This window comes from Curtobacterium sp. VKM Ac-2889 (assembly GCF_015350855.1).
GTDB lineage: Bacteria > Actinomycetota > Actinomycetes > Actinomycetales > Microbacteriaceae > Curtobacterium > Curtobacterium poinsettiae.
In genome coordinates, this window is record NZ_JADKSC010000002.1 from 595,530 (window position 1) to 614,107 (window position 18,578).

At 71.5% G+C, this 18,578-nt stretch carries 19 protein-coding genes; 14 read left to right on the top strand and 5 right to left on the bottom strand.

Annotated elements, in window-relative coordinates:
- Nucleotides 1–146: 146 nt before the first annotated feature.
- The 9 genes from ITJ50_RS08615 to ITJ50_RS08655 all read left to right on the top strand — a co-directional run bounded on the left by ITJ50_RS08615 (nt 147) and on the right by ITJ50_RS08655 (nt 9,827).
- A complete protein-coding gene (locus ITJ50_RS08615; RefSeq protein ID WP_017886175.1) occupies nt 147–896 on the top strand; it encodes a glycosyltransferase family 2 protein in 750 nt (249 codons plus the stop codon).
- On the top strand, nt 893–1,555 hold the full coding sequence (locus ITJ50_RS08620) for a TIGR04282 family arsenosugar biosynthesis glycosyltransferase (protein WP_194590310.1): 663 nt from the start codon (nt 893–895) through the stop codon (nt 1,553–1,555). Before ITJ50_RS08615 ends, ITJ50_RS08620 begins: the two co-directional genes overlap by 4 nt.
- On the top strand, nt 1,552–2,214 hold the full coding sequence (locus ITJ50_RS08625) for a class I SAM-dependent methyltransferase (protein WP_017886177.1): 663 nt from the start codon (nt 1,552–1,554) through the stop codon (nt 2,212–2,214). Before ITJ50_RS08620 ends, ITJ50_RS08625 begins: the two co-directional genes overlap by 4 nt.
- Before the next feature lie 101 nt (nt 2,215–2,315).
- Entirely contained in the window at nt 2,316–3,302 is a 987-nt protein-coding gene (locus tag ITJ50_RS08630) for an alpha/beta hydrolase (protein ID WP_194590311.1), read from the top strand.
- Nucleotides 3,299–4,474 carry a sensor histidine kinase gene (locus ITJ50_RS17825; RefSeq protein ID WP_194590312.1) on the top strand — a complete coding sequence of 392 codons (1,176 nt, stop codon included), beginning with the start codon at nt 3,299–3,301 and terminating at the stop codon, nt 4,472–4,474. The genes ITJ50_RS08630 and ITJ50_RS17825 overlap by 4 nt, the downstream gene beginning before the upstream one ends.
- Nucleotides 4,471–5,067, top strand: coding sequence for a response regulator transcription factor (locus ITJ50_RS08640; protein WP_042537815.1), 597 nt, complete (start codon nt 4,471–4,473; stop codon nt 5,065–5,067). Before ITJ50_RS17825 ends, ITJ50_RS08640 begins: the two co-directional genes overlap by 4 nt.
- 122 nt (nt 5,068–5,189) lie before the next feature.
- Entirely contained in the window at nt 5,190–5,435 is a 246-nt protein-coding gene (locus tag ITJ50_RS08645; RefSeq protein WP_194590313.1) for a hypothetical protein, read from the top strand.
- Nucleotides 5,436–5,582: 147 nt separating this feature from the next.
- Nucleotides 5,583–7,202, top strand: a complete 1,620-nt coding sequence (gene pgm, locus ITJ50_RS08650) for a phosphoglucomutase (alpha-D-glucose-1,6-bisphosphate-dependent) (protein ID WP_071406014.1) — start codon at nt 5,583–5,585, stop codon at nt 7,200–7,202.
- Nucleotides 7,203–7,424: 222 nt separating this feature from the next.
- Complete coding sequence (locus ITJ50_RS08655; protein WP_194590314.1) at nt 7,425–9,827, top strand: MDR family MFS transporter; 2,403 nt, start codon at nt 7,425–7,427, stop codon at nt 9,825–9,827.
- Between the two features lie 115 nt (nt 9,828–9,942).
- Here ITJ50_RS08655 and ITJ50_RS08660 read toward each other — a convergent pair whose 3' ends face one another.
- A complete protein-coding gene (locus tag ITJ50_RS08660) occupies nt 9,943–10,833 on the bottom strand; it encodes a DNA-methyltransferase (RefSeq protein WP_031259284.1) in 891 nt (296 codons plus the stop codon).
- Between the two features lie 93 nt (nt 10,834–10,926).
- On the opposite strand from ITJ50_RS08660, the gene ITJ50_RS08665 reads away from it, so the two are divergent.
- Entirely contained in the window at nt 10,927–11,217 is a 291-nt protein-coding gene (locus tag ITJ50_RS08665) for a GNAT family N-acetyltransferase (protein ID WP_017886185.1), read from the top strand.
- 24 nt (nt 11,218–11,241) lie between these two features.
- Here the strand turns inward: ITJ50_RS08665 and ITJ50_RS08670 are convergent, their stop codons facing one another.
- A complete protein-coding gene (locus ITJ50_RS08670; RefSeq protein WP_017886186.1) occupies nt 11,242–11,571 on the bottom strand; it encodes a hypothetical protein in 330 nt (109 codons plus the stop codon).
- Between the two features lie 176 nt (nt 11,572–11,747).
- Here ITJ50_RS08670 and ITJ50_RS08675 point away from each other — a divergent pair, with 176 nt between their 5' ends.
- Nucleotides 11,748–13,334, top strand: a complete 1,587-nt coding sequence (locus tag ITJ50_RS08675; RefSeq protein WP_194590315.1) for an AAA family ATPase — start codon at nt 11,748–11,750, stop codon at nt 13,332–13,334.
- A 3-nt stretch (nt 13,335–13,337) separates the two neighbouring features.
- Here ITJ50_RS08675 and ITJ50_RS08680 read toward each other — a convergent pair whose 3' ends face one another.
- The 3 genes from ITJ50_RS08680 to ITJ50_RS08690 form a co-directional block, all read right to left on the bottom strand.
- Nucleotides 13,338–14,387 carry a lipoate--protein ligase family protein gene (locus tag ITJ50_RS08680; RefSeq protein ID WP_042537820.1) on the bottom strand — a complete coding sequence of 350 codons (1,050 nt, stop codon included), beginning with the start codon at nt 14,385–14,387 and terminating at the stop codon, nt 13,338–13,340.
- Nucleotides 14,388–14,518: 131 nt separating this feature from the next.
- Nucleotides 14,519–14,977, bottom strand: a complete 459-nt coding sequence (locus tag ITJ50_RS08685) for a GNAT family N-acetyltransferase (protein ID WP_056069263.1) — start codon at nt 14,975–14,977, stop codon at nt 14,519–14,521.
- A 64-nt stretch (nt 14,978–15,041) separates the two neighbouring features.
- Entirely contained in the window at nt 15,042–15,911 is an 870-nt protein-coding gene (locus ITJ50_RS08690; RefSeq protein WP_052481680.1) for an alpha/beta hydrolase, read from the bottom strand.
- A 106-nt stretch (nt 15,912–16,017) separates the two neighbouring features.
- On the opposite strand from ITJ50_RS08690, the gene ITJ50_RS08695 reads away from it, so the two are divergent.
- The 3 genes from ITJ50_RS08695 to ITJ50_RS08705 all read left to right on the top strand — a co-directional run bounded on the left by ITJ50_RS08695 (nt 16,018) and on the right by ITJ50_RS08705 (nt 18,533).
- Nucleotides 16,018–17,178 carry an inorganic phosphate transporter gene (locus tag ITJ50_RS08695; RefSeq protein WP_194590316.1) on the top strand — a complete coding sequence of 387 codons (1,161 nt, stop codon included), beginning with the start codon at nt 16,018–16,020 and terminating at the stop codon, nt 17,176–17,178.
- Between the two features lie 11 nt (nt 17,179–17,189).
- Complete coding sequence (locus tag ITJ50_RS08700; protein ID WP_194590317.1) at nt 17,190–17,459, top strand: hypothetical protein; 270 nt, start codon at nt 17,190–17,192, stop codon at nt 17,457–17,459.
- A gap of 132 nt (nt 17,460–17,591) precedes the next feature.
- The gene (locus ITJ50_RS08705) at nt 17,592–18,533 is read left to right on the top strand and encodes an acetamidase/formamidase family protein (protein ID WP_017886193.1); all 942 of its coding nucleotides are present in this window, start codon (nt 17,592–17,594) and stop codon (nt 18,531–18,533) included.
- The last annotated feature ends 45 nt before the right edge of the window (nt 18,534–18,578 follow it).

Sequence of the window (18,578 nt, forward strand, 5' to 3'; positions counted from 1 at the left end):
CACCCTGTCCCCCGTACTGGGGACCCGGCCGGCACCGAACGCGCGGAACGACCAGGACCCGGCAGTTTCCTGTACCCCGCGGCGCATCGTCGTGTTGTGTCGAGGACATGCCAGGACAGACCCGTCGATCCGACCGACCGCACCGAATGACGGACATGACTGTCGACGTGATCCTGCCGTGCCTCGACGAGGCGGACGCCCTGCCGAAGGTCATCGCACGACTCCCCACGGGCTACCGGGCCATCGTCGTCGACAACGGATCGACCGACGGATCGGCCGACGTCGCCCGCGCCCACGGCGCCCTCGTCGTGACCGAACCCGTCAAGGGCTTCGGCTCGGCGTGCGCCGCCGGGGTCGCCGCGGCGACCGCCGACTTCGTCGCGTTCTGCGACGCCGACGCCTCGATGGACCCCGCCGAGCTCCCTCCCCTGGTCGACCGCGTGGCCAGCGGCCGCGTCGACCTGGCACTCGGCCGCCGCGTCCCGACCGGGCGAGGCGCGTGGGCTCCGCACGCACGCTTCGCGAACCGCGTCCTCGCCGTCCTCATGCACCGCGCGACCGGTTACCGCCTGCGCGACCTCGGCCCGATGCGCGTGATGCGCCGCGAGGACCTCGTCTCCCTCGACCTGCGCGACCGCCGCAGCGGCTACCCGCTCGAGATGGTCCTGGCCGCCCACGCGGCCGGCTGGCGCGTCGACGAGTCCGACATCGGGTACGCGCAGCGCATCGGCGACAGCAAGGTGACCGGCACGCTCCGCGGCACCGTCAACGCGGTACGGGACATGTCCCGCCTGCTCCGTGCGTACCGCCGGGAGGCCCGTGTCCGGGTCGTCGCACCGGGACCGCTCCGTCAGGCGGCCGAGTCCGCCCCCGTGGCCGAGGAGGCCCGCTCGTGACCGCCGCCGCCCACGGCACCGACGCTGCGCGCGCCGACGTGACCGTCGCCGTCGTGGCGAAGGAGTGCCTGCCCGGCAAGGTGAAGACCCGGCTGACCCCGGCCCTCTCCCCCGAGGGCGCCGCACGTGTCGCGTCCGCGAGCCTCGGCGACACGCTGGCGACCGTCCGGGCCCTGCCCGCGGCGCGTCGTGTCCTGTTCTTCGACGGCGACGTCGTGCCGGCGTCGGCCGACGGCTTCGAGGTGCTGCACCAGCCCGGTGGCGGTCTGGACGAGCGTCTCGGGTTCCTGTTCGACGCCGTCGACGGCCCGCTGCTGCTCGTCGGCATGGACACCCCGCAGGTGTCCACCGCGGACCTCGCGCCCGTGTTCGACGATGCTGCCCGCGATGCCTGGTTCGGCCCGGCCGAGGACGGCGGCTTCTGGTCGCTGTACCTGCGACAGCCCACCGGCGACCTGCTGCGCGGCGTGCCGATGTCGCGCGACGACACCGGAGCCGTGCAGCTGGCACGACTGACCGACGCCGGCCTCGACGTGGGCGTGCTCGGCGAGCTGCTCGACGTCGACACCATGCCGGACGCCGAGCGGGTCGCCGACCTCGCACCCGACTCCGACTTCACCCGGGCACTCCGTGCCGAGACCGTGGGGAGCACCCGATGACCATGCACGCACCCGTCTCGTTCGGTGCCGGCGGCGGCGAGCCGTACGCCCGTGCCCTGCGCACCGACGGCCACCTGCGCCTCACCGACGCCGACCGTCCCGACGCCGTCACCACGATGGACGTCGGCCGCTGGAGCGCCGCCGCCGACCGCGTCGACCGCTCGCTGCTCGACGACGTCGACGGCGGGGTCATCGACATCGGCTGCGGGCCGGGCCGGATGCTCGTCGCAGCACGGTCCCGGGGCATCCCAGCGCTCGGCGTGGACGTCTCCGCCGAGGCCGTCGCCATCGCGCAGCGCTCCGGCGGCACCGCCCTGCAGGGCTCCGTGTTCGATGCCGTACCCGACGAGGGCCACTGGGACACCGCGCTCGTGATCGACGGCAACATCGGCATCGGCGGCGACCCCACGGCCCTGCTCGCCCGTTGCCGTGCGATCGTGCGCACCGGCGGCCGGGTCATCGTCGAGACGAACCCCGAGGTCACGGCCGACCGTGTGTACACCGCCCGGGTGGTCGACGCCGACGGCAACGAGAGCGCCGGGTTCCCGTGGGCCGAGGTCGGGCTCGACGCCCTGCACCGCCACGCAGCCGAAGCCGGACTGGTCGCGCGGCAGAGCTGGACGGCCGAGGGCCGGAACTTCTGCGAGCTGCTCGCCTGACCGGACCGTGTCACGATCGACCGTGACATCCGTCACGGTCGATCGTGACACCGGGGCACATCCGCTCCGCGCCCCGCGCCGTTTGACTGATCGGACCCGCCGTGCTGACCCCGCGCGGCCCGATCGAGACGAGCTCCGTGCGGAAGTCCCTGCGCATCACCCTGATCACCCTCGGCGCACTGGTGGCGGTCCCGGTCCTCGCCCTGGCGACGACGACGGTCGTCAACGTCGTCGCGACCCACGTCGAGGCATCCGAGATCGACGACTACGGCGAGCGCGTGCCCGTCGACGGCAAGCAGATGAACGTCGTCGTCCGCGGCGCCGGCACCACGTCCGACACGGGGACGATCGTGCTCCTGCCGGGGCTCGGCACCGCCGCCCCCGGGCTCGACTTCGGGCCGCTCATCGACCAGCTCGCCCGCTCGCACCGGGTCGTCGCCGTCGAACCCTTCGGCACCGGGCTGAGCGACCAGACCGACGTCCCGCGGACCGCGGCGAACATCACCCGCGAGGTCCACGAGGCCCTGCAGCACCTGCACGTCGACCGGTACGTGCTGATGGGCCACTCGGTCGCGGGCATCTACGCCCTGCCCTACACGGAGCGGTACCGCGACGAGGTGACCGCCTTCGTCGGCATCGACAGCAGTGTGCCGCGGCAGTCGAGCTGGGACGAGCCGATCCCGACCGGCACGATCGTCGCCCTCGCTCGGCTCGGCCTGCTGCGCGCACTCGGCGGAGCGTCGTCGGACACGTACGGCGACGCCTACGACGACGGGACGAAGCGCCAGATGCAGCTGCTCTCGGCGAAGAACGGTGCCGCCCCGACGATCATCGACGAGATGCGGCACGCGCCGGAGAACTTCCGGTCCGTCGAGGACTCGCGGTTCCCCACCGACCTGCCGGTGCTGTTGTTCGTGCGGACCAACGACGACGACGTGCCGAACTGGGTCCTGCTGCACGAACGTCAGGCCGCGAGCGTGGAACACGGCCGGGTCATCGGACTGGTCGGCGACCACTACCTGCACCACACACTGTCGGAACGGATCGCCAGGGACACCGACGCGACCCTCGCTACCCTGGGCGCGTGACGCAACCCGGGCAGGAGCGGCCCCGCGCCGAAGCCGACGTCCGGGTCGTCCGCTGGTCCTCGGTCGCGTCGCTGTGGCTCGTGGTGCTGGTGGGCGGCGGCGCGCAGGTCCTGATCGGCACAGACAGTCCGCCGACAGCGCGGACCCCCGTGCTCGTCGTGCTCACCGTCGCCGCGACGGTGGCGGCGCTCGCATCGATCCCGCTGCTGCTCCGTCCCGCCGGTGCGGCGTCGGCGCGCCACCCGGCCGTGCTCGCCCTGCTGGTGCTCGCGGTCGCCACGTGGGTGGTCTCGCTCGTCCCGTCGGCGACCGGCTCCGCGTGGTCGTTCACCCTGGCGATCGCGGGCGGCACGGTCGGCTGCCTGCTGCGGGGGTGGGCCCGGGTCACCGTGCTCGCCGGCACCGTCGTCCTGCTGGTCGGGGCAGCCGACGCCCGCGCCGAGCCCGCCGAACTCGTCCTGGTCGGGACCCTCGCGCTCTTCGCCCTGATGCCGCTCAGCGTCGTCTGGATCCACCGTGTCGTGCTCCGGCTCGAAGCCGCACGTCGCACCGCCTCCGACCTCGCCGTCGCCGAGGAACGACTCCGCTTCGCCACCGACCTGCACGACATCCAGGGCCACCACCTGCAGGTCATCGCGCTGAAGAGCGAGCTCGCCGAACGGCTGCTCGACGCCGACCCCGAGCGTGCCCGGGGTGAGCTGTCCGACATCCGGACCGTGGCGCGGGAAGCGCTCGAGGACACCCGGGCGCTCGTCGGCGGTTACCGCACCGCGACGGTGGCGGTCGAGGCCCGGAACGCCGCAGCTGTCCTGCGGTCAGCGGGGGTCGACTGCCGCGTGCGGCTCGAGACCGCCGGCATGCCCGACGCGATCGGCGCCCTGTTCGCCGTCGCGATCCGCGAGGCCGCGACGAACACCATCCGGCACAGCCACGCCAGCACCGCGTCGATCGAGCTGCTGCGCGACGGCGACGCCTGGGCCCTCACGGTGGCGAACGACGCGCCGCGGTCGTCCGAACGGCCGGGCACGGGGACCGGGACCGGGACGGGCATCGACGGGCTCCGGCAGCGCGTCACGCCACACGGTGGGACGGTCCACGTCGACCGGCGTGCGGACCGCTTCACCCTGGTGGTCCGCATCCCGGCCCCCGCACGAGCGGTGGTGTCCACGTGATCAGGATCGTGATCGCCGATGACGAGGAGCTCATCCGCGGCGCACTCGTCGCCCTGCTCGGCCTGGAACCCGACCTCGAGGTCGTCGCCGACGTCCCCGACGGTGCCGCAGCGGTGGCCGCAGCCCGGAGACACCTGCCGGACGTCGTCCTGCTCGACCTCGAGATGCCCGTCCTCGACGGCATCGAGGCCGCTCGTGCGCTGTCGGACACGATGCCCACGGTGATCGTCACCCGCCACGCGCGGCCGGGAACCCTCCGACGTGCCCTGTCCGCCGGGGTCCGCGGCTTCGTCCCGAAGTCCACGCCGGCCGCCCGGCTGGCCGAGATCATCCGCGACGTGGCGGCGGGCGAGCGGTACATCGACGCCGGTCTCGCGGCGGCTGCGCTCAGCGAGGACGAGAGCCCGCTCACCCCGCGCGAGGCCGACGTCCTGCGCTGCACCCACGACGGACTCGCGACGAAGCAGATCGCCCGGGAGCTCTCGCTCGCGCACGGCACGGTCCGCAACCACCTGTCGTCGGCGATCGCGAAGCTGCACGTCGACAACCGCGTCGCAGCGGCAGCCGCGGCCTGGGACCGAGGGTGGATCTGACCGACCCGTGCTTCTTTTGCATCATGCAAGACAAGTGGGTAGAGTGGTGGTCATCCAGCCGACGGCGTCGCGGTCGCCGGCTCGGTGACCCGCGGACCTCGGCACGACGACGAGGAGCACCCATGCAGAACCGTCAGAACCCCCTGGGCGGCGCCTACGTGACCGGCCTCGAGTCCCGCGCCGAGCTCGGCGCCTTCACCGGCGACGCGACCCGCAGCCCCGTCGGCAGCTACACCGGCACCGGCACAGGCCGCGCACTCGGCCGCTTCGTCGACGCGCAGTTCCGCCGCCCTGGTACGGCGACGTCCTCGACGCGCACCGTGACCGGCTCGTTCCGCACGGCGACGGGTTCGTTCCGCACCGCCTGAGGCACCTGCCTCCACAGACTGCGAGCGGTCGCCCACCCCGGGGGTCCCCCCCTCAACCCGGGTGGGGCGGCCGCTCGCTCGCGTCCTCGCCGGAGTCCAGCGCACTTCCCCCGAACGCGTCAGGGCCGCCGATGCCAGGATGGACGCATGAACGACCGCGCCGGCACCCCAGCGACCGCAGACGACCTCGTCGACCTGGACGAGCTCCTCGCCGCCTACCACGACCGAGTGCCCGACGTCTCGGTCCCCGAGCAGAAGGTCGTGTTCGGCACGTCCGGGCACCGCGGGTCGTCGCTCGACACCGCCTTCAACGACACCCACATCGCCGCCATCACGCAGGCGATCGTGGAGTACCGCCGCGACCAGGGCACCGACGGGCCGCTCTTCATCGGCCGCGACACCCACGCCCTCTCGGCCCCCGCCGAGCAGACCGCGCTGCAGGTCCTCGCCGCCAACGGCGTGCGCGTGCTCGCCGACAGCGAGGACGGCTTCGTGCCGACGCCCGCACTGAGCCACGCGATCATCCGTTACAACCGCGCCGGCAACCCGGACACGGCCGACGGCATCGTCATCACGCCGAGCCACAACCCGCCCCGCGACGGCGGCTTCAAGTACAACCCGCCGCACGGTGGTCCCGCCGACAGCGACGCCACGAGCTGGATCGCGAACCGGGCGAACGCGATCATCGAGGGCGGCAATGCCGAGGTGCAGCGCACCGAGGACGCCGAGCCCGAGCGCTACGACTTCCTGAACACGTACGTCGCCGACCTCGAGAACATCATCGACATCGCGGCGATCAAGCGTGCCGGCGTGAAGATCGGCGCGGACCCGCTCGGTGGCGCCTCGCTGCCGTACTGGAACGCCATCCGCGACCACTACGGCCTCGACCTGACCGTCGTGAACCCCGAGGTCGACCCCACGTGGGCGTTCATGACGCTCGACTGGGACGGCAAGATCCGGATGGACCCGTCGAGCCCCTCGGCGATGGCCTCGGTGCTCGCCCGCAAGGACGACTTCGACGTCCTCACCGGCAACGACGCCGACTCCGACCGGCACGGGATCGTCACGCCCGACGGCGGGCTGATGAACCCGAACCACTACCTCGCGGTCGCGATCGAGTACCTCTACGCGCACCGGCCCGAGTGGCGCGACGACGCCGCGATCGGCAAGACCCTGGTGTCGTCGAGCATCATCGACCGCGTCGCCGAGTCCCTGGGCCGTCGCCTGTGGGAGGTCCCGGTCGGCTTCAAGTGGTTCGTCCCCGGCCTGATCGACGGCTCGGTGGCCTTCGGCGGCGAAGAGTCCGCGGGTGCGTCGTTCCTGCGCACCGACGGCACCGCGTGGACCACCGACAAGGACGGCATCATCCTGGCGCTCCTGGCGTCCGAGATCGTCGCCGTCACCGGCAAGACCCCCTCGCAGCTCTACGCCGAGCTGACCGAGCGTTTCGGTGCGCCGGTCTACCAGCGCGTCGACGCCGCGGCCTCGAAGGAGCAGAAGGCCCGCCTCGGCAAGCTCGACGGCGACGCCATCACCGCGGACACCCTGGCCGGTGACCCGATCACCGCGAAGCTGTCGAAGGCCCCGGGCAACGACGCAGCCGTCGGCGGCGTGAAGGTCGTCACCGACAAGGCGTGGTTCGCCGCGCGGCCGTCGGGCACCGAGGACGTCTACAAGATCTACGCGGAGAGCTTCGTCGGGCAGGAGCACCTCGAGCAGGTGCAGCGCGAGGCCAAGGAGATCGTCGACGCAGCACTGGGCGCGTAGCGCCCCCTCGGACGGGCTGCGGGTCTCGGACAACCGCAGCCCGTCCGCCGGAGCCGAGCCGGGCCTCCAGGCCGTGTGCCGCAGGGGTGAACCGGGCATACCGTGACTGCCGATCCACTCAGGAAGCGGTCTCGGTGTGACCGAGCACTTGCGGCAGTTGTAACTTTGCAGGCAGCGCAAAAATCGTTCTGCCAGCGCATCGGTACCCGGGAGACCCTGCTCATGACCCAGACGGCGACCGCACCCGCGGCCCCCACCACGGCGTCCAACGTCGTGATGACGCACCGACAGATCCTGTTGGTGATCTACGGCCTGATGGCCGGCATGTTCCTCGGCGCCCTCGACCAGACCATCGTCGGCACCGCGATCCGCACCATCGGCGACGACCTGCACGGCCTCGACCAGCAGGCCTGGGTCACCACCGGGTACCTCATCGCCTCGACGGTGACGACCCCGATCTACGGCAAGCTCTCCGACATCTTCGGTCGCCGGCCGCTCTTCATCACCGCGATCGGCATCTTCATCGTCGGCTCGTTCGCCGCGTCGTTCTCGGACTCGATGCTCATGCTCGCCGGGTTCCGCGCGCTGCAGGGCCTGGGTGCCGGTGGTCTGATGTCCCTGCCGCTGGCGATCATGGGCGACATGCTCGCCCCACGCGAGCGGGCGAAGTACCAGGGCTACTTCCTGGCGGTCTTCGGCATCTCGTCCGTCATCGGCCCGCTCGTCGGTGGCGTCTTCGCCGGCGCGGACCAGCTGCTGTTCATCGCCGGCTGGCGCTGGGTGTTCCTGATCAACGTGCCGATCGGCATCATCGCCCTGTTCATGGTGCTGACGTTCCTGCACCTGCCGAAGTTCGGCGACCGCGGCAAGCCCCGCATCGACTGGTGGGGCGCGACGCTCGTCATCGTCACGCTCGTGCCGCTGCTGCTCATCGCCGAGCAGGGCCGCGAGTGGGGCTGGGACTCCCCCGCCGCCTTCGCCTGCTACGCCATCGGTGCCCTCGGCCTGATCGCGTTCATCATCGTCGAGCGAGCCATGGGCGATGACGCGATCCTGCCGATGAAGCTGTTCGGGTCACGGGTGTTCTCGATGTCCGCGATCCTGTCCGTGCTCGTGGGCTTCGGCATGTTCGGCGCGATGCTGACGATCCCGCTGTACCTGCAGATCGTCAAGGGCGTGACCCCGACCGAGTCCGGGTTCGCCATGCTGCCGATGGTGCTCGGCCTGATGATCTCGTCGATCGCCTCCGGCCAGATCATCTCGAAGACCGGCAACTACCAGGTCTTCCCGATCACCGGAACGGCGTTCACGGCGATCGGCTTCACGGTCCTGACGTTCCTGACCGCCGACCGACCCCTGTGGTTCCTGATGCTCGGCATGTTCGGCATCGGGCTCGGACTCGGGCAGCTCATGCAGACGCTGACCCTGGCCGCGCAGAACTCGGTCTCGCCGCGGGACATCGGTGTCGCGACGAGCGCGGCGACGTTCTTCCGTCAGATCGGCGGCACCATGGGTACCGCCGTCCTGCTCTCCGTGCTGTTCACCCTGATGCCGACGAACATCAGCGCCGCAATGCAGAACGAGTCCGACCTGAAGAGCGCGCTCAACGCCGCGATGACGCCCTCGGTCGCGAACGCGTCCAAGAACCAGGGCGTGATGGACGAGATCTGGACGAAGATCGTCGACCCGGTGCAGAAGAACGTGCAGGACGGTCTCGACCAGGGCACCGCCCAGGCGAAGCAGGCTGCCGACGCCGCCGTGACGAAGCAGGTGACCGCAGCCGTGCAGCGGCAGGTCGCCGCGGGCACGGTCCCCGCCGCCGCAGCGGACACGATCATCGCCCAGCAGGTCGACGACGCGAAGCCCGCCGCCGAGCAGCAGGCGCTCGAGACCGCCGCCACGAAGGCGAACGCCTCGGTCGTCGACGGGAAGCTGCAGATCGACTACTCCGACCGGGCGCAGCGGGAGAACGTCGTCGACCAGGTCGCGCCGACGCTCGTCAAGCAGCTCAAGAGCGGCGACTCGGCCGCGAACTCCTCCACCGACTCGGCGACGAGCGACACGTCGTTCCTGAACGGGGCCGACCCCCGTCTCAGCCGTCCGTTCCTGGTCGGGTTCAGCGACTCGGCCGTCCGCGTGTACTACTTCGGACTCGCGGTGATCCTGCTCGCGTTCGTGCTGACGTGGTTCTTCCGGGTGCCGCCGCTCCGCAAGACCTCGGCGTTGCAGGAGCAGGCCGACGCGGCACGGACCGCCGACGCCGCGGCTGCTGCTCCGGGCGCCGGGCCGGAGCCGACGGTGCCGGGTGCGTCCTCGCGCGACGTGCCGACCTCACCGGACGTGACGCCGCAGCCCCGGTCCGCTCGGGCGCCCGGAGCACCGGACGGTGCGGACGACACCCGCGCGCCGCTGCCGAACGCCACGACGCACGGTGCGCACTCAGCGGCTGCGCCGGTGGACGAGCCCCCGACGACGACCGGTGCCATCCGGACCCGGGCTGCGCACGCGGCGACGGCCGTGGAGCCGGACGCCCCCGGGGCCGCAGCCGATGCGGCGGAGGCGAGCCGGGCCTCCCGGCCGGACGCTGACGACGTGCACGCACACGGGCGGCGCTCGGCCGAGTAGTCGGCGCGGGCGCCCGCCCGCTGATGCCGAACGACGAGGTCGCTGTCGCACGACAGCGACCTCGTCGCATCTGCGCGGATGCACCCGTCGCGGCCGCGAGAGCGACTCCGTCGCCTCAGACCGCCGGCGCCGCGTCCCCCGCCGCTGCCGCCGGTGCTCCGGCAACCTCGAACGAGGCCCCCGGCAACCGCTTCCGCATCACGTCGATCGCCGACGGGTTGTCGTCCACCAGCACGTACCGCCGCCCGAGCGCCTGTGCCACCGCACCCGTGGTCCCGCTGCCTGCGAAGAAGTCGAGGACCCAGTCGCCCTCGCGTGAGGACGCCTGCACGATCCGCCGCAGCACCCCCTCGGGCTTCTGCGTCGGGTAGCCGGTCTTCTCACGGCCGGTCGGCGAGACGATCGTGTGCCACCACACGTCGGTGGGCAGCTTGCCGCGCTCGCGCTTCTCAGGGGTGACGAGCCCCGGTGCCATGTACGGCTCGCGGTCGACGGCCTCGGAGTCGAACCAGTACCGTGCCGGGTCCTTCACGTAGACCAGGATCGTGTCGTGCTTCGTGGGCCACCGGGTCTTGGACTTGGCGCCGAAGTCGTAGGCCCAGACGATCTCGTTCAGGAACGATTCGCGGCCGAAGAGCGCGTCGAGCAGCACCTTGGCGTAATGCGACTCGCGGTAGTCGAGGTGCAGGTACAGCGTGCCGTCGGCGGCGAGCAGGCGCCAGGCCTCGATGAGGCGGGGTTCGAGGAACGACCAGTAGTCCTCGAACCGGTCGTCGAAGCGCATCAGGTCGCCGCGCACCCGTTCGTAGGTCCGGCCGTGGAACCCCATCACGGGGCCGTCGGCCTTCGGCACGGCGGACGTCGCGTGCCGGCGCTGGTACCGGCCGGTGTTGAACGGCGGGTCGAGGTACACCAGCGTGAAGGAGCCGTCCGGGTACGCGGGGACCACATCGAGGGCGTCGCCGAGGACGACGCGGTCCGGGCCTCGGTCGTCTCCCCTGCGCACGGACCCATTGTCGCGCACCGAGCAGGCACGCGGCGCGCGGCGCAGGCCTCGAGCACAGAGCGCACGCCCAGGCCGCGTCGTACGGTCGATTGCATGGCAGCAGCACCCGAGGTCCGCAACGACACCGACAAGCAGCAGTACTCCCTGGTCGAGGACGGCGAGGTCATCGGCTTCGCCGCGTACGAGATCGACGGGGACGAGATCCGCTTCGTGCACACCGAGGTCGATCCCGAGCACCGCGGCGGCGGGCACGCGTCGATCCTGGTGCAGCACGCGCTCGACGACGTGCGTTCCGGGTCGTCGCGACGTGTCGTCGCGCAGTGCAGCTACGTGCACGCGTGGATCGAGCGGCACCCGGACTACCAGGAGCTCACCACTCGCTGAGCGAGCAGCACGACGCGCAGAAGCTCAGTACGACCGGTCGTGCGTCCCCGCGCGTGCCTCGTGTCGCCCGGCGCTCCGCACCGTCGGCACCCGGATGAGCACGTTGCCGCTGAGCAGGTCGTGGTCGTCGTCCGCCGGTGACGGTGCCTGTTTCGGCAGGCGCGCCTGCCGTTCGTACTCGGCTTGCGTCTCGTGCCGGGTCGGTGCGAACACCTCGTCCAGCATCCCGACCATGCCTCCGGATCCGCCGCTCCGCTGAGATTTGTTCGACAGGTCGATCCACCCCAAGCGATCGGCGATCCACACCACGACGGCCACAGCGGCCACCGCCCCCATGAAGATCAACCAGTTCACGGCAGCGACGCTACGTGGGCCGGGCGACGAGCGGATCAGCCGCGCGGGGGATTCCCATCATCCACACGTCTGGTTCATGAGATCGAGGCGCACACTCGAGGCAGCGGCGGCCGGGACGTCCCCCCTCAGCTCCGGCCGCCGCGTCACCGGACACATCGGCGTGCCATGATGACGCCGTGCTCGACGACGCAGACCGGGACCTCATGCGGGCGTTCGCCCGTTACATCGACCACGCGAACGAACTCGCGGGGACTGAGCAACGTGCGGTCCTGACGCCGATCGGCGAACGGGTCCGCGACCACCTGGGTGTCGATCCGCAGTCGATCCCGGTGGTCACCGAGGAACTCCCCGACCACCGCCTGGTCGACGCGGACATCGCGCTCGAAGCCCTCACCGGCGCGCGCCCGGATGCGCTGATCGGCATCGCGGGCGACGACTCCCGGTTCCACAGCTCCGTGAGCGAGTTCCTCGCGAACCAGCACATGCAGTGGGCACCGGGGCCGGTCAGCTACACCGACCGCGCCACCGGTCAGGACACCACGCGCCGAGTGGTGTCCCTGGGCCTCCGCATGCTCGTCTTCGACGGATCACCCGTGGCGGTCGTCCAGCGTGCGGCCAACCCGGAGTACGGCCGGGCACGTGCGACGCTCGAGGTCATCGCGGCCGACCAGGACGCCGCCGCGGCGTTCCTGCGGCGCCTCCGCGCACTCATGATCGAGCGCAGTGTCCTCCGCGGCCAGGTCCTGTCGTTCGTGCGCTCCGAGTACGGCGCCGACGCCGGCGCGACGTTCCTGCGGCGCCCCGACATCGCCGCCGACGACGTCGTGCTGGCCGACGGCGTCCTGGACGAGGTGGTCGACCACGTCGTCGGGATCGGCGACCAGCGCGAGGCGCTCCTCGCTGCCGGGCAGCACCTCAAGCGTGGTGTCCTGCTGTACGGCCCGCCCGGTACCGGCAAGACCCTGACGATCCGACACCTGCTCACCCGGACCGAGGGCGTGACGGCGGTCCTGCTCACCGGTTCGAGCATCGCGGCGATCGGGGCGGCGGCGGAGATCGCGCGGACCTTCCAACCGTCGATCGTCGTGCTCGAGGACATCGACCTCGTCGCGATGGAACGGCACGCGTCGCCGCAACCGCTCTTGTTCGAGGTGCTCGACGCGCTCGACGGTCTGGACGGGGATGCCGACGTCGCCTTCGTCATGACCACCAACCGCGTGTCCGTCCTCGAACGTGCCCTGGCCGACCGGCCCGGACGTGTCGACCTCGCCGTGGAGATCCCCCTGCCGGGTCTGCCCGAGCGCCGGCGGCTGTTCCGTCGGTACGCCGGCGCGCTGCCGTTCTCGGACGAGGCCCTGGCCGGTGCCGCCGAGCGCGCCGAGGGGACGACCGGCTCGTTCGCGAAGGAGCTCATGCGTCGGAGCGTCCTCGGCGCGGCCCTGCGCGGAGCCGAACCGGAGGACGGCGACCTGGTCGCCGCGCTCGACTCGCTCCTGACCGAACGGTCGGCACTCACCCGGAAGCTGCTCGGCGTCCGAGGCGAAGCGGACGACCACGACGCGGACGACGACGAGGCGGACGACGAAGCGGATGACGACGAGGCTGGCGATCCGGACGAAGACGACGACGCAGGCTCCGCCGGCGCCGGCCGATGGGTGGCCTACGCCCCGCTCGCGCGCCACAGTTTCCGCCCGGGACCAGGCGACGGCCGAGTCGACCTCACACTGCGGTCCGACGAGGACGACGAGGACGACGAGCGCTGAGGCTCACGGCACCCGCTCGAGCCACTCCTTCGTCGCGAACTTCGTCCGCACCAGTTCCTGCGCCCGCTCGCGCTCGGCCTCGGTCACGTGTCCCTCGGTCGCCCCGTACAGCCGGGTGAAGGTGCCGATCAACCGTTCGATGATCTCGGCGCGGGACAGCCCGGTCTGTGACCGCAGCGGGTCGACGCGCTTGGCGGCACTGGTGGTGCCCTTGTCGCTCATCTTCTCGCGCCCGATCCGCAGCACCTGCACCATCTTCTCGCCGTCCATGTCGTAGCTCATGGTGGCGTGGTGCAGCAGCGACCCGGTGCCGAGACGCTTCTGAGCGGCCCCGCCGATCTTGCCCTTGGTCGAGGTGATGTCGTTGAGGGGCTGGTAGTACGCCTCGATGCCGAGCGACTTGAGCGCCTCGATCACCCATTCGTCGAGGAACGCGTACGAGTCGGCGAAGGTCATGCCCTGCACCAGGTCGGACGGCACGTAGAGCGAGTACGAGATGACCGCACCGGCGTCCATGAACATCGCGCCGCCGCCGGAGATGCGTCGGACCACCTGCACGCCGTACTTCTCGGCGCCGGCCGGGTCGACCTCGTTCTTCAGCGACTGGAACGAGCCGATCACGACGGCCGGCTGGTCCCACTCCCAGATGCGCAGGGTCGGGCCACGGCGTCCGGCGCCGACCTCTTCCGTGAGCACCTGGTCGAGCGCGAGGTGCTCGTTCGGGCTGATCGGCCCCTCGTGCACGATCTGCCAGTCGTGGTCGCGCCAGGTCGAGGCCCGCGAGAGCGCACGGCGCACCGCGACACCGACGGACTCGGGCGTGAAGCCGAGCAGCACCGCATCGGTCGGCAGGGCCGCCCGCACGGCTGCGGCGATGCCCGCGGCGTCGGTGGTGACGGGGAGCCCGTTCACGGCCGCGTCGATGAGCGGCAGCGCGTCGTCGGGTTCCAGGAAGAAGTCACCCGCCAGGCGGAACTGCTGGATCGTGCCGTCGACGGCCTCGAGGTCGACGACGACCAGCTTGCCTCCGGGGACCTTGTACTCACCGTGCATGCCGCAACCCTATTCCGGACGGCCGACGGCCCGGCAGTGGGCCTGCCTGGTGACGGCCTGGAGGCGCGTGGCGGCGCCGCCACGGGCCTCCAGTCCGTCGCCGGCCGCGTCGCAGGACCCGGCGAGCGCCGTCAGCGCAGCAGCTTCTCGAGGTACTCCGACGATTCGCGTTCGGACACCTCGCGATCGTCATCATCAACGTAGGTGTACTCGTACTCCTCGACCTCTCCGGTCGCGACGTACCCCAAGCGCTCGTAGAGCCGGCGGGCAGAGGGGTTGTCGACGGCGACTCCGATGCGGAGTACTCCTCGGTCCTCCGCTGCGGCCTCGCTTGCCGCGATGATCGCTGTCCCGACACCCTGACCCCGGTACCGAGCATCGACTCGCAGGTTGCGGAGCTCGGGTCGGGGTCCCGCTGTCACCTCGCCAGAGCCGACCGGAACCCCGTCGACCCAGGCGACGAGCACCGACAGCGCGCCCCGCACCTGTTCGGTGTAAGCGCTCCGGACGTAGTTCCGGGTCGGCGGTTCGCGGGCTTCGATCGAAGCGAGCGACGCCTCGTCAAGGCGTCTGACAACGACTTCGCTCATGAGACCTTCTCTTCTGGACTCGATGCCCCTGCCTGCTCGACGTCAGGCGCATTCCTCGGCTGCGTCAGCGCGCGGTCACCCGGTCGAGCCATGCGACCAGGTCGCCGATGACCTCGGCGCGGTTCGTCTCGTTGTACACCTCGTGGCGCGCGCCCTCGTACACCTGCACGGTCACGTCGGACAGTCGGCCGCGTCGGCGGTACGCCTGCGCCAGACGCTCGATCGAGCGCGGACCCCCGAGGGTGTCGTCGGAGCCGACCTGCAACAGCATCGGGAGGTCGTGCGGGATCCCCCGCCGCGGCACGCCGAGCAGCCGGAGGGTGTCGGCGAGCCCGAACAGCCCGATGACGTCGGCCTCGACCGCCAGGGGGTCGACCGCCATCGCGTCGATGATCTTCCGGTCGCGGGTGAGCCACTCGTACTTGGTGGGCCCGGACCCCGCGTGCCGGGCGTTGAGGTCGCCGCTGTTCATCCAGCCGGGCAGCCGGTAGGCGCTCGCGGACAGGACGACGCCGTCGTAGCGGTCCGACGAGGTGTTCACGATCCGCTGGGCCATCAGCGACCCCCACGAGTGCCCGAGCAGCACGAGCGGCAGCCCGGGTTCGTCGGCCCGCGCGACCGCGCTCATCTGCTCCACTGCGGCGATCGCCGCGCGCAGCCCGCCGGGGCCGAGCCGACCGAGCTTGGCGTGGTCGCCGTCCCACTGGGCAAGGCCCGTGCGACCGTGCCCGCGGTGGTCGTTCGCGTGCACGGTGTAGCCGGCGCGCACCAGGTCCTGCGCGAGCGGCTCGTAGCGGAGCCCGTGCTCGCCGACGCCGTGGGCGATCTGCACGATCCCCTTCGGCCGCGCCGCACGCCAGGTCGAGTAGACGATCTCGACGCCGTGCGCGTCGGTGAACGAGGCGTCGCCGCGAGCGGCGGAGAAGGTGGGCACACTCGCATCCTTTCAGACACTGCCATCCTCGCAGACGCGCTGCGTCCCGGACCTGTTCACCCGGCGTTCACGCAGGGGGTTCGAGGTGTGGCCTAGCGTCCTGCGCATGGACGTCATCGTCATCGTCACGCTCGTGATCGTCGTGGCCCTCGTGTTCGACTTCACGAACGGGTTCCACGACACCGCGAACGCCATGGCCACCTCGGTCGCCACGGGCGCGCTCAAGCCCCGGACGGCGGTGATCATCTCCGCCGTGCTCAACGTGGTCGGCGCGTTCCTGTCCACCGAGGTCGCCAAGACCGTCTCGCAGGGGATCATCCGCGAGGGGCAGGACGGCATCCACATCTCCCCCACGATGATCTTCGCGGGGCTGGTCGGCGCGGTGCTCTGGAACCTGGCGACCTGGTACGTCGGGCTGCCGTCGTCCTCCACGCACGCGCTGTTCGGCGGCCTCATCGGTGCCTCGATCATCGGCGCCGGGCTCAACTCGATCAGCTGGGCGACGGTGGTGTCGAAGGTCGTGCTGCCGGCGCTCCTCTCGCCGCTCATCGCCGCGGTGATCGCCCTGGTCGCGACCTACCTGGCCTACGTGCTCACGAAGAACGCGACGACCCACGGTGCGGCGACCGGCTTCCGGCACGGGCAGACGATCTCGGCGTCGCTGGTGTCGCTCGCGCACGGCACGAACGACGCGCAGAAGACGATGGGCGTCATCACGCTGACGCTCATCGCCGCGAACTACCAGGCCGCGGGCACCGGTCCGGCGCTCTGGGTGATCCTGGCCTGCGGACTCGCGATCGGTCTCGGAACCTACATGGGCGGCTGGCGCATCATGAAGACCGTCGGCAAGAAGATCTCCGACGTGCAGTCGCCGCAGGGCTTCGCCGCCGAGACGAGTTCCGCCGCGACGATCCTCATCTCCTCGCACCTGGGCTTCGCGCTCTCGACGACCCACGTGACGAGCGGCGCGGTCGTCGGGTCGGGTCTCGGCAAGAAGCTCGCCGACGTGCACTGGTCGGTCGTCGGACGCATCGTCGCGGCCTGGGTCATCACGCTGCCCGCCGCCGCGGTGGTCGGAGCCCTCGCGACCTGGCTCGCGTCGACCTCGGCGTTCGGGCTGGTGCTCGTCGCGGTCCTCGCCCTGGCTGCTGGGCTCACCTTCTACGTGCTGGCGAAGCGCAAGCCGGTCTCGCACGAGGACATCACCGCCGACGCAGCCGGGCCGACCGAGCAGCCCGAGCCGCAGCCCACCGGCGCAGCGAACTGAGGGGAACGACGATGGACATCGACTTCACCGCGATCGGCACGGTCGCCGGCGTCGGCTTCGTGGCCGCTGTGGGCCTGGTGCTCGTGTACACGCTCGGCCTGCGGCTGCTCGGCACCGGGCAGCCGGACGACGCCGGCGGCGAGCGCACGCAGTACTCCGACGAGAGCCCCCGCTCCGGGCACACCCCGCCGGCGGCACTGGCCGGTGCCGTGCTGTGCTTCGCGCTGTGCATCGCCGCCGTGGTGGCGGGCATCTGGCTCACGATCCCCCAGTTCCACTGAGGACGTTCCTTCCCAGAACACCCGCGATGACCGGTGGCACCGGGCGTACCTGGTCAGAACTCCCGACCAGGTACGCCCGATCCGACCAGGGACGCCCCGCCCCGCGCCAGCCCCACCTGGGATGATCGAGCGGTGACCAGCCACCGCCTCGACGCCACGGTCGACTCCGCCGTCGACGTCTTCACCGCCGAACGCCAGCCGGTCCTGACCGTGGAACCGGGCGACACGGTGACCGTCCGTACCCTCAGCGCCGCGGGCTACACGGGACGCCAGCCGGGCCCGGGCCTCGACGCCCCGACCCTGATCGACCCGCGCCGGGGGCACTGCCTGGTCGGGCCGATCGCCGTCGCAGGAGCACGTCCGGGGATGGTCCTGGCCGTGCGCTTCGACGAGCTGGTCCCCGACGACTGGGGGTACACGGCCTCGGGCGGGGTCGACTCCCCCGTCAACCGCGCGCTCGGCCTGACCGACCCGGCGTCGCGCGGCCCGCTGCTCTGGGACATCGATGCCGCCGCTGGCGTCGCCGTGAACCAGCTCGGCCTCGGGGTTCGGACGGCACCGTTCCTCGGCGTCGTCGGGGTCCCGCCCGAGGCCACCGGCGAGCACTCGACGATCCCGCCCCGCACGGTCGGCGGCGGCAACGTCGACTGCCGTGAGCTGATCGCCGGCTCGACCCTGTACCTGCCCGTCACGGTGCCGGACGCTCTGCTCCAGGTCGGCGACGGGCACGCGGCCCAGGGCGACGGCGAGGTCTCCGGAACGGCGGTCGAGTGCGGCATGACGACGACGATGACCCTGACGCTCCTCGATGTTGCCCCGGTCGAGGGCGTGCACGCCGACACCCCCGCGGGACGCATCACCTTCGGCTTCGACGCCGACCTGAACGTCGCCACCGCCACGGCGCTCGACCACATGGTCGGCTGGATCGCCGGGCTGCACGGGATCGGCCGCGCCCAGGCGCTCGCGATGGCGAGCGTCGCGGTGAGCATGCGCATCACGCAGGTCGCGAACCGCACCTGGGGCGTGCACGCGCTGCTCCCGCACGACGCGATCCTGACGGACGCACGGCGCTGAAGGCCGGGAGGCCCGCCCAGCGCGAGCCGACCGGCGCACGCTGGG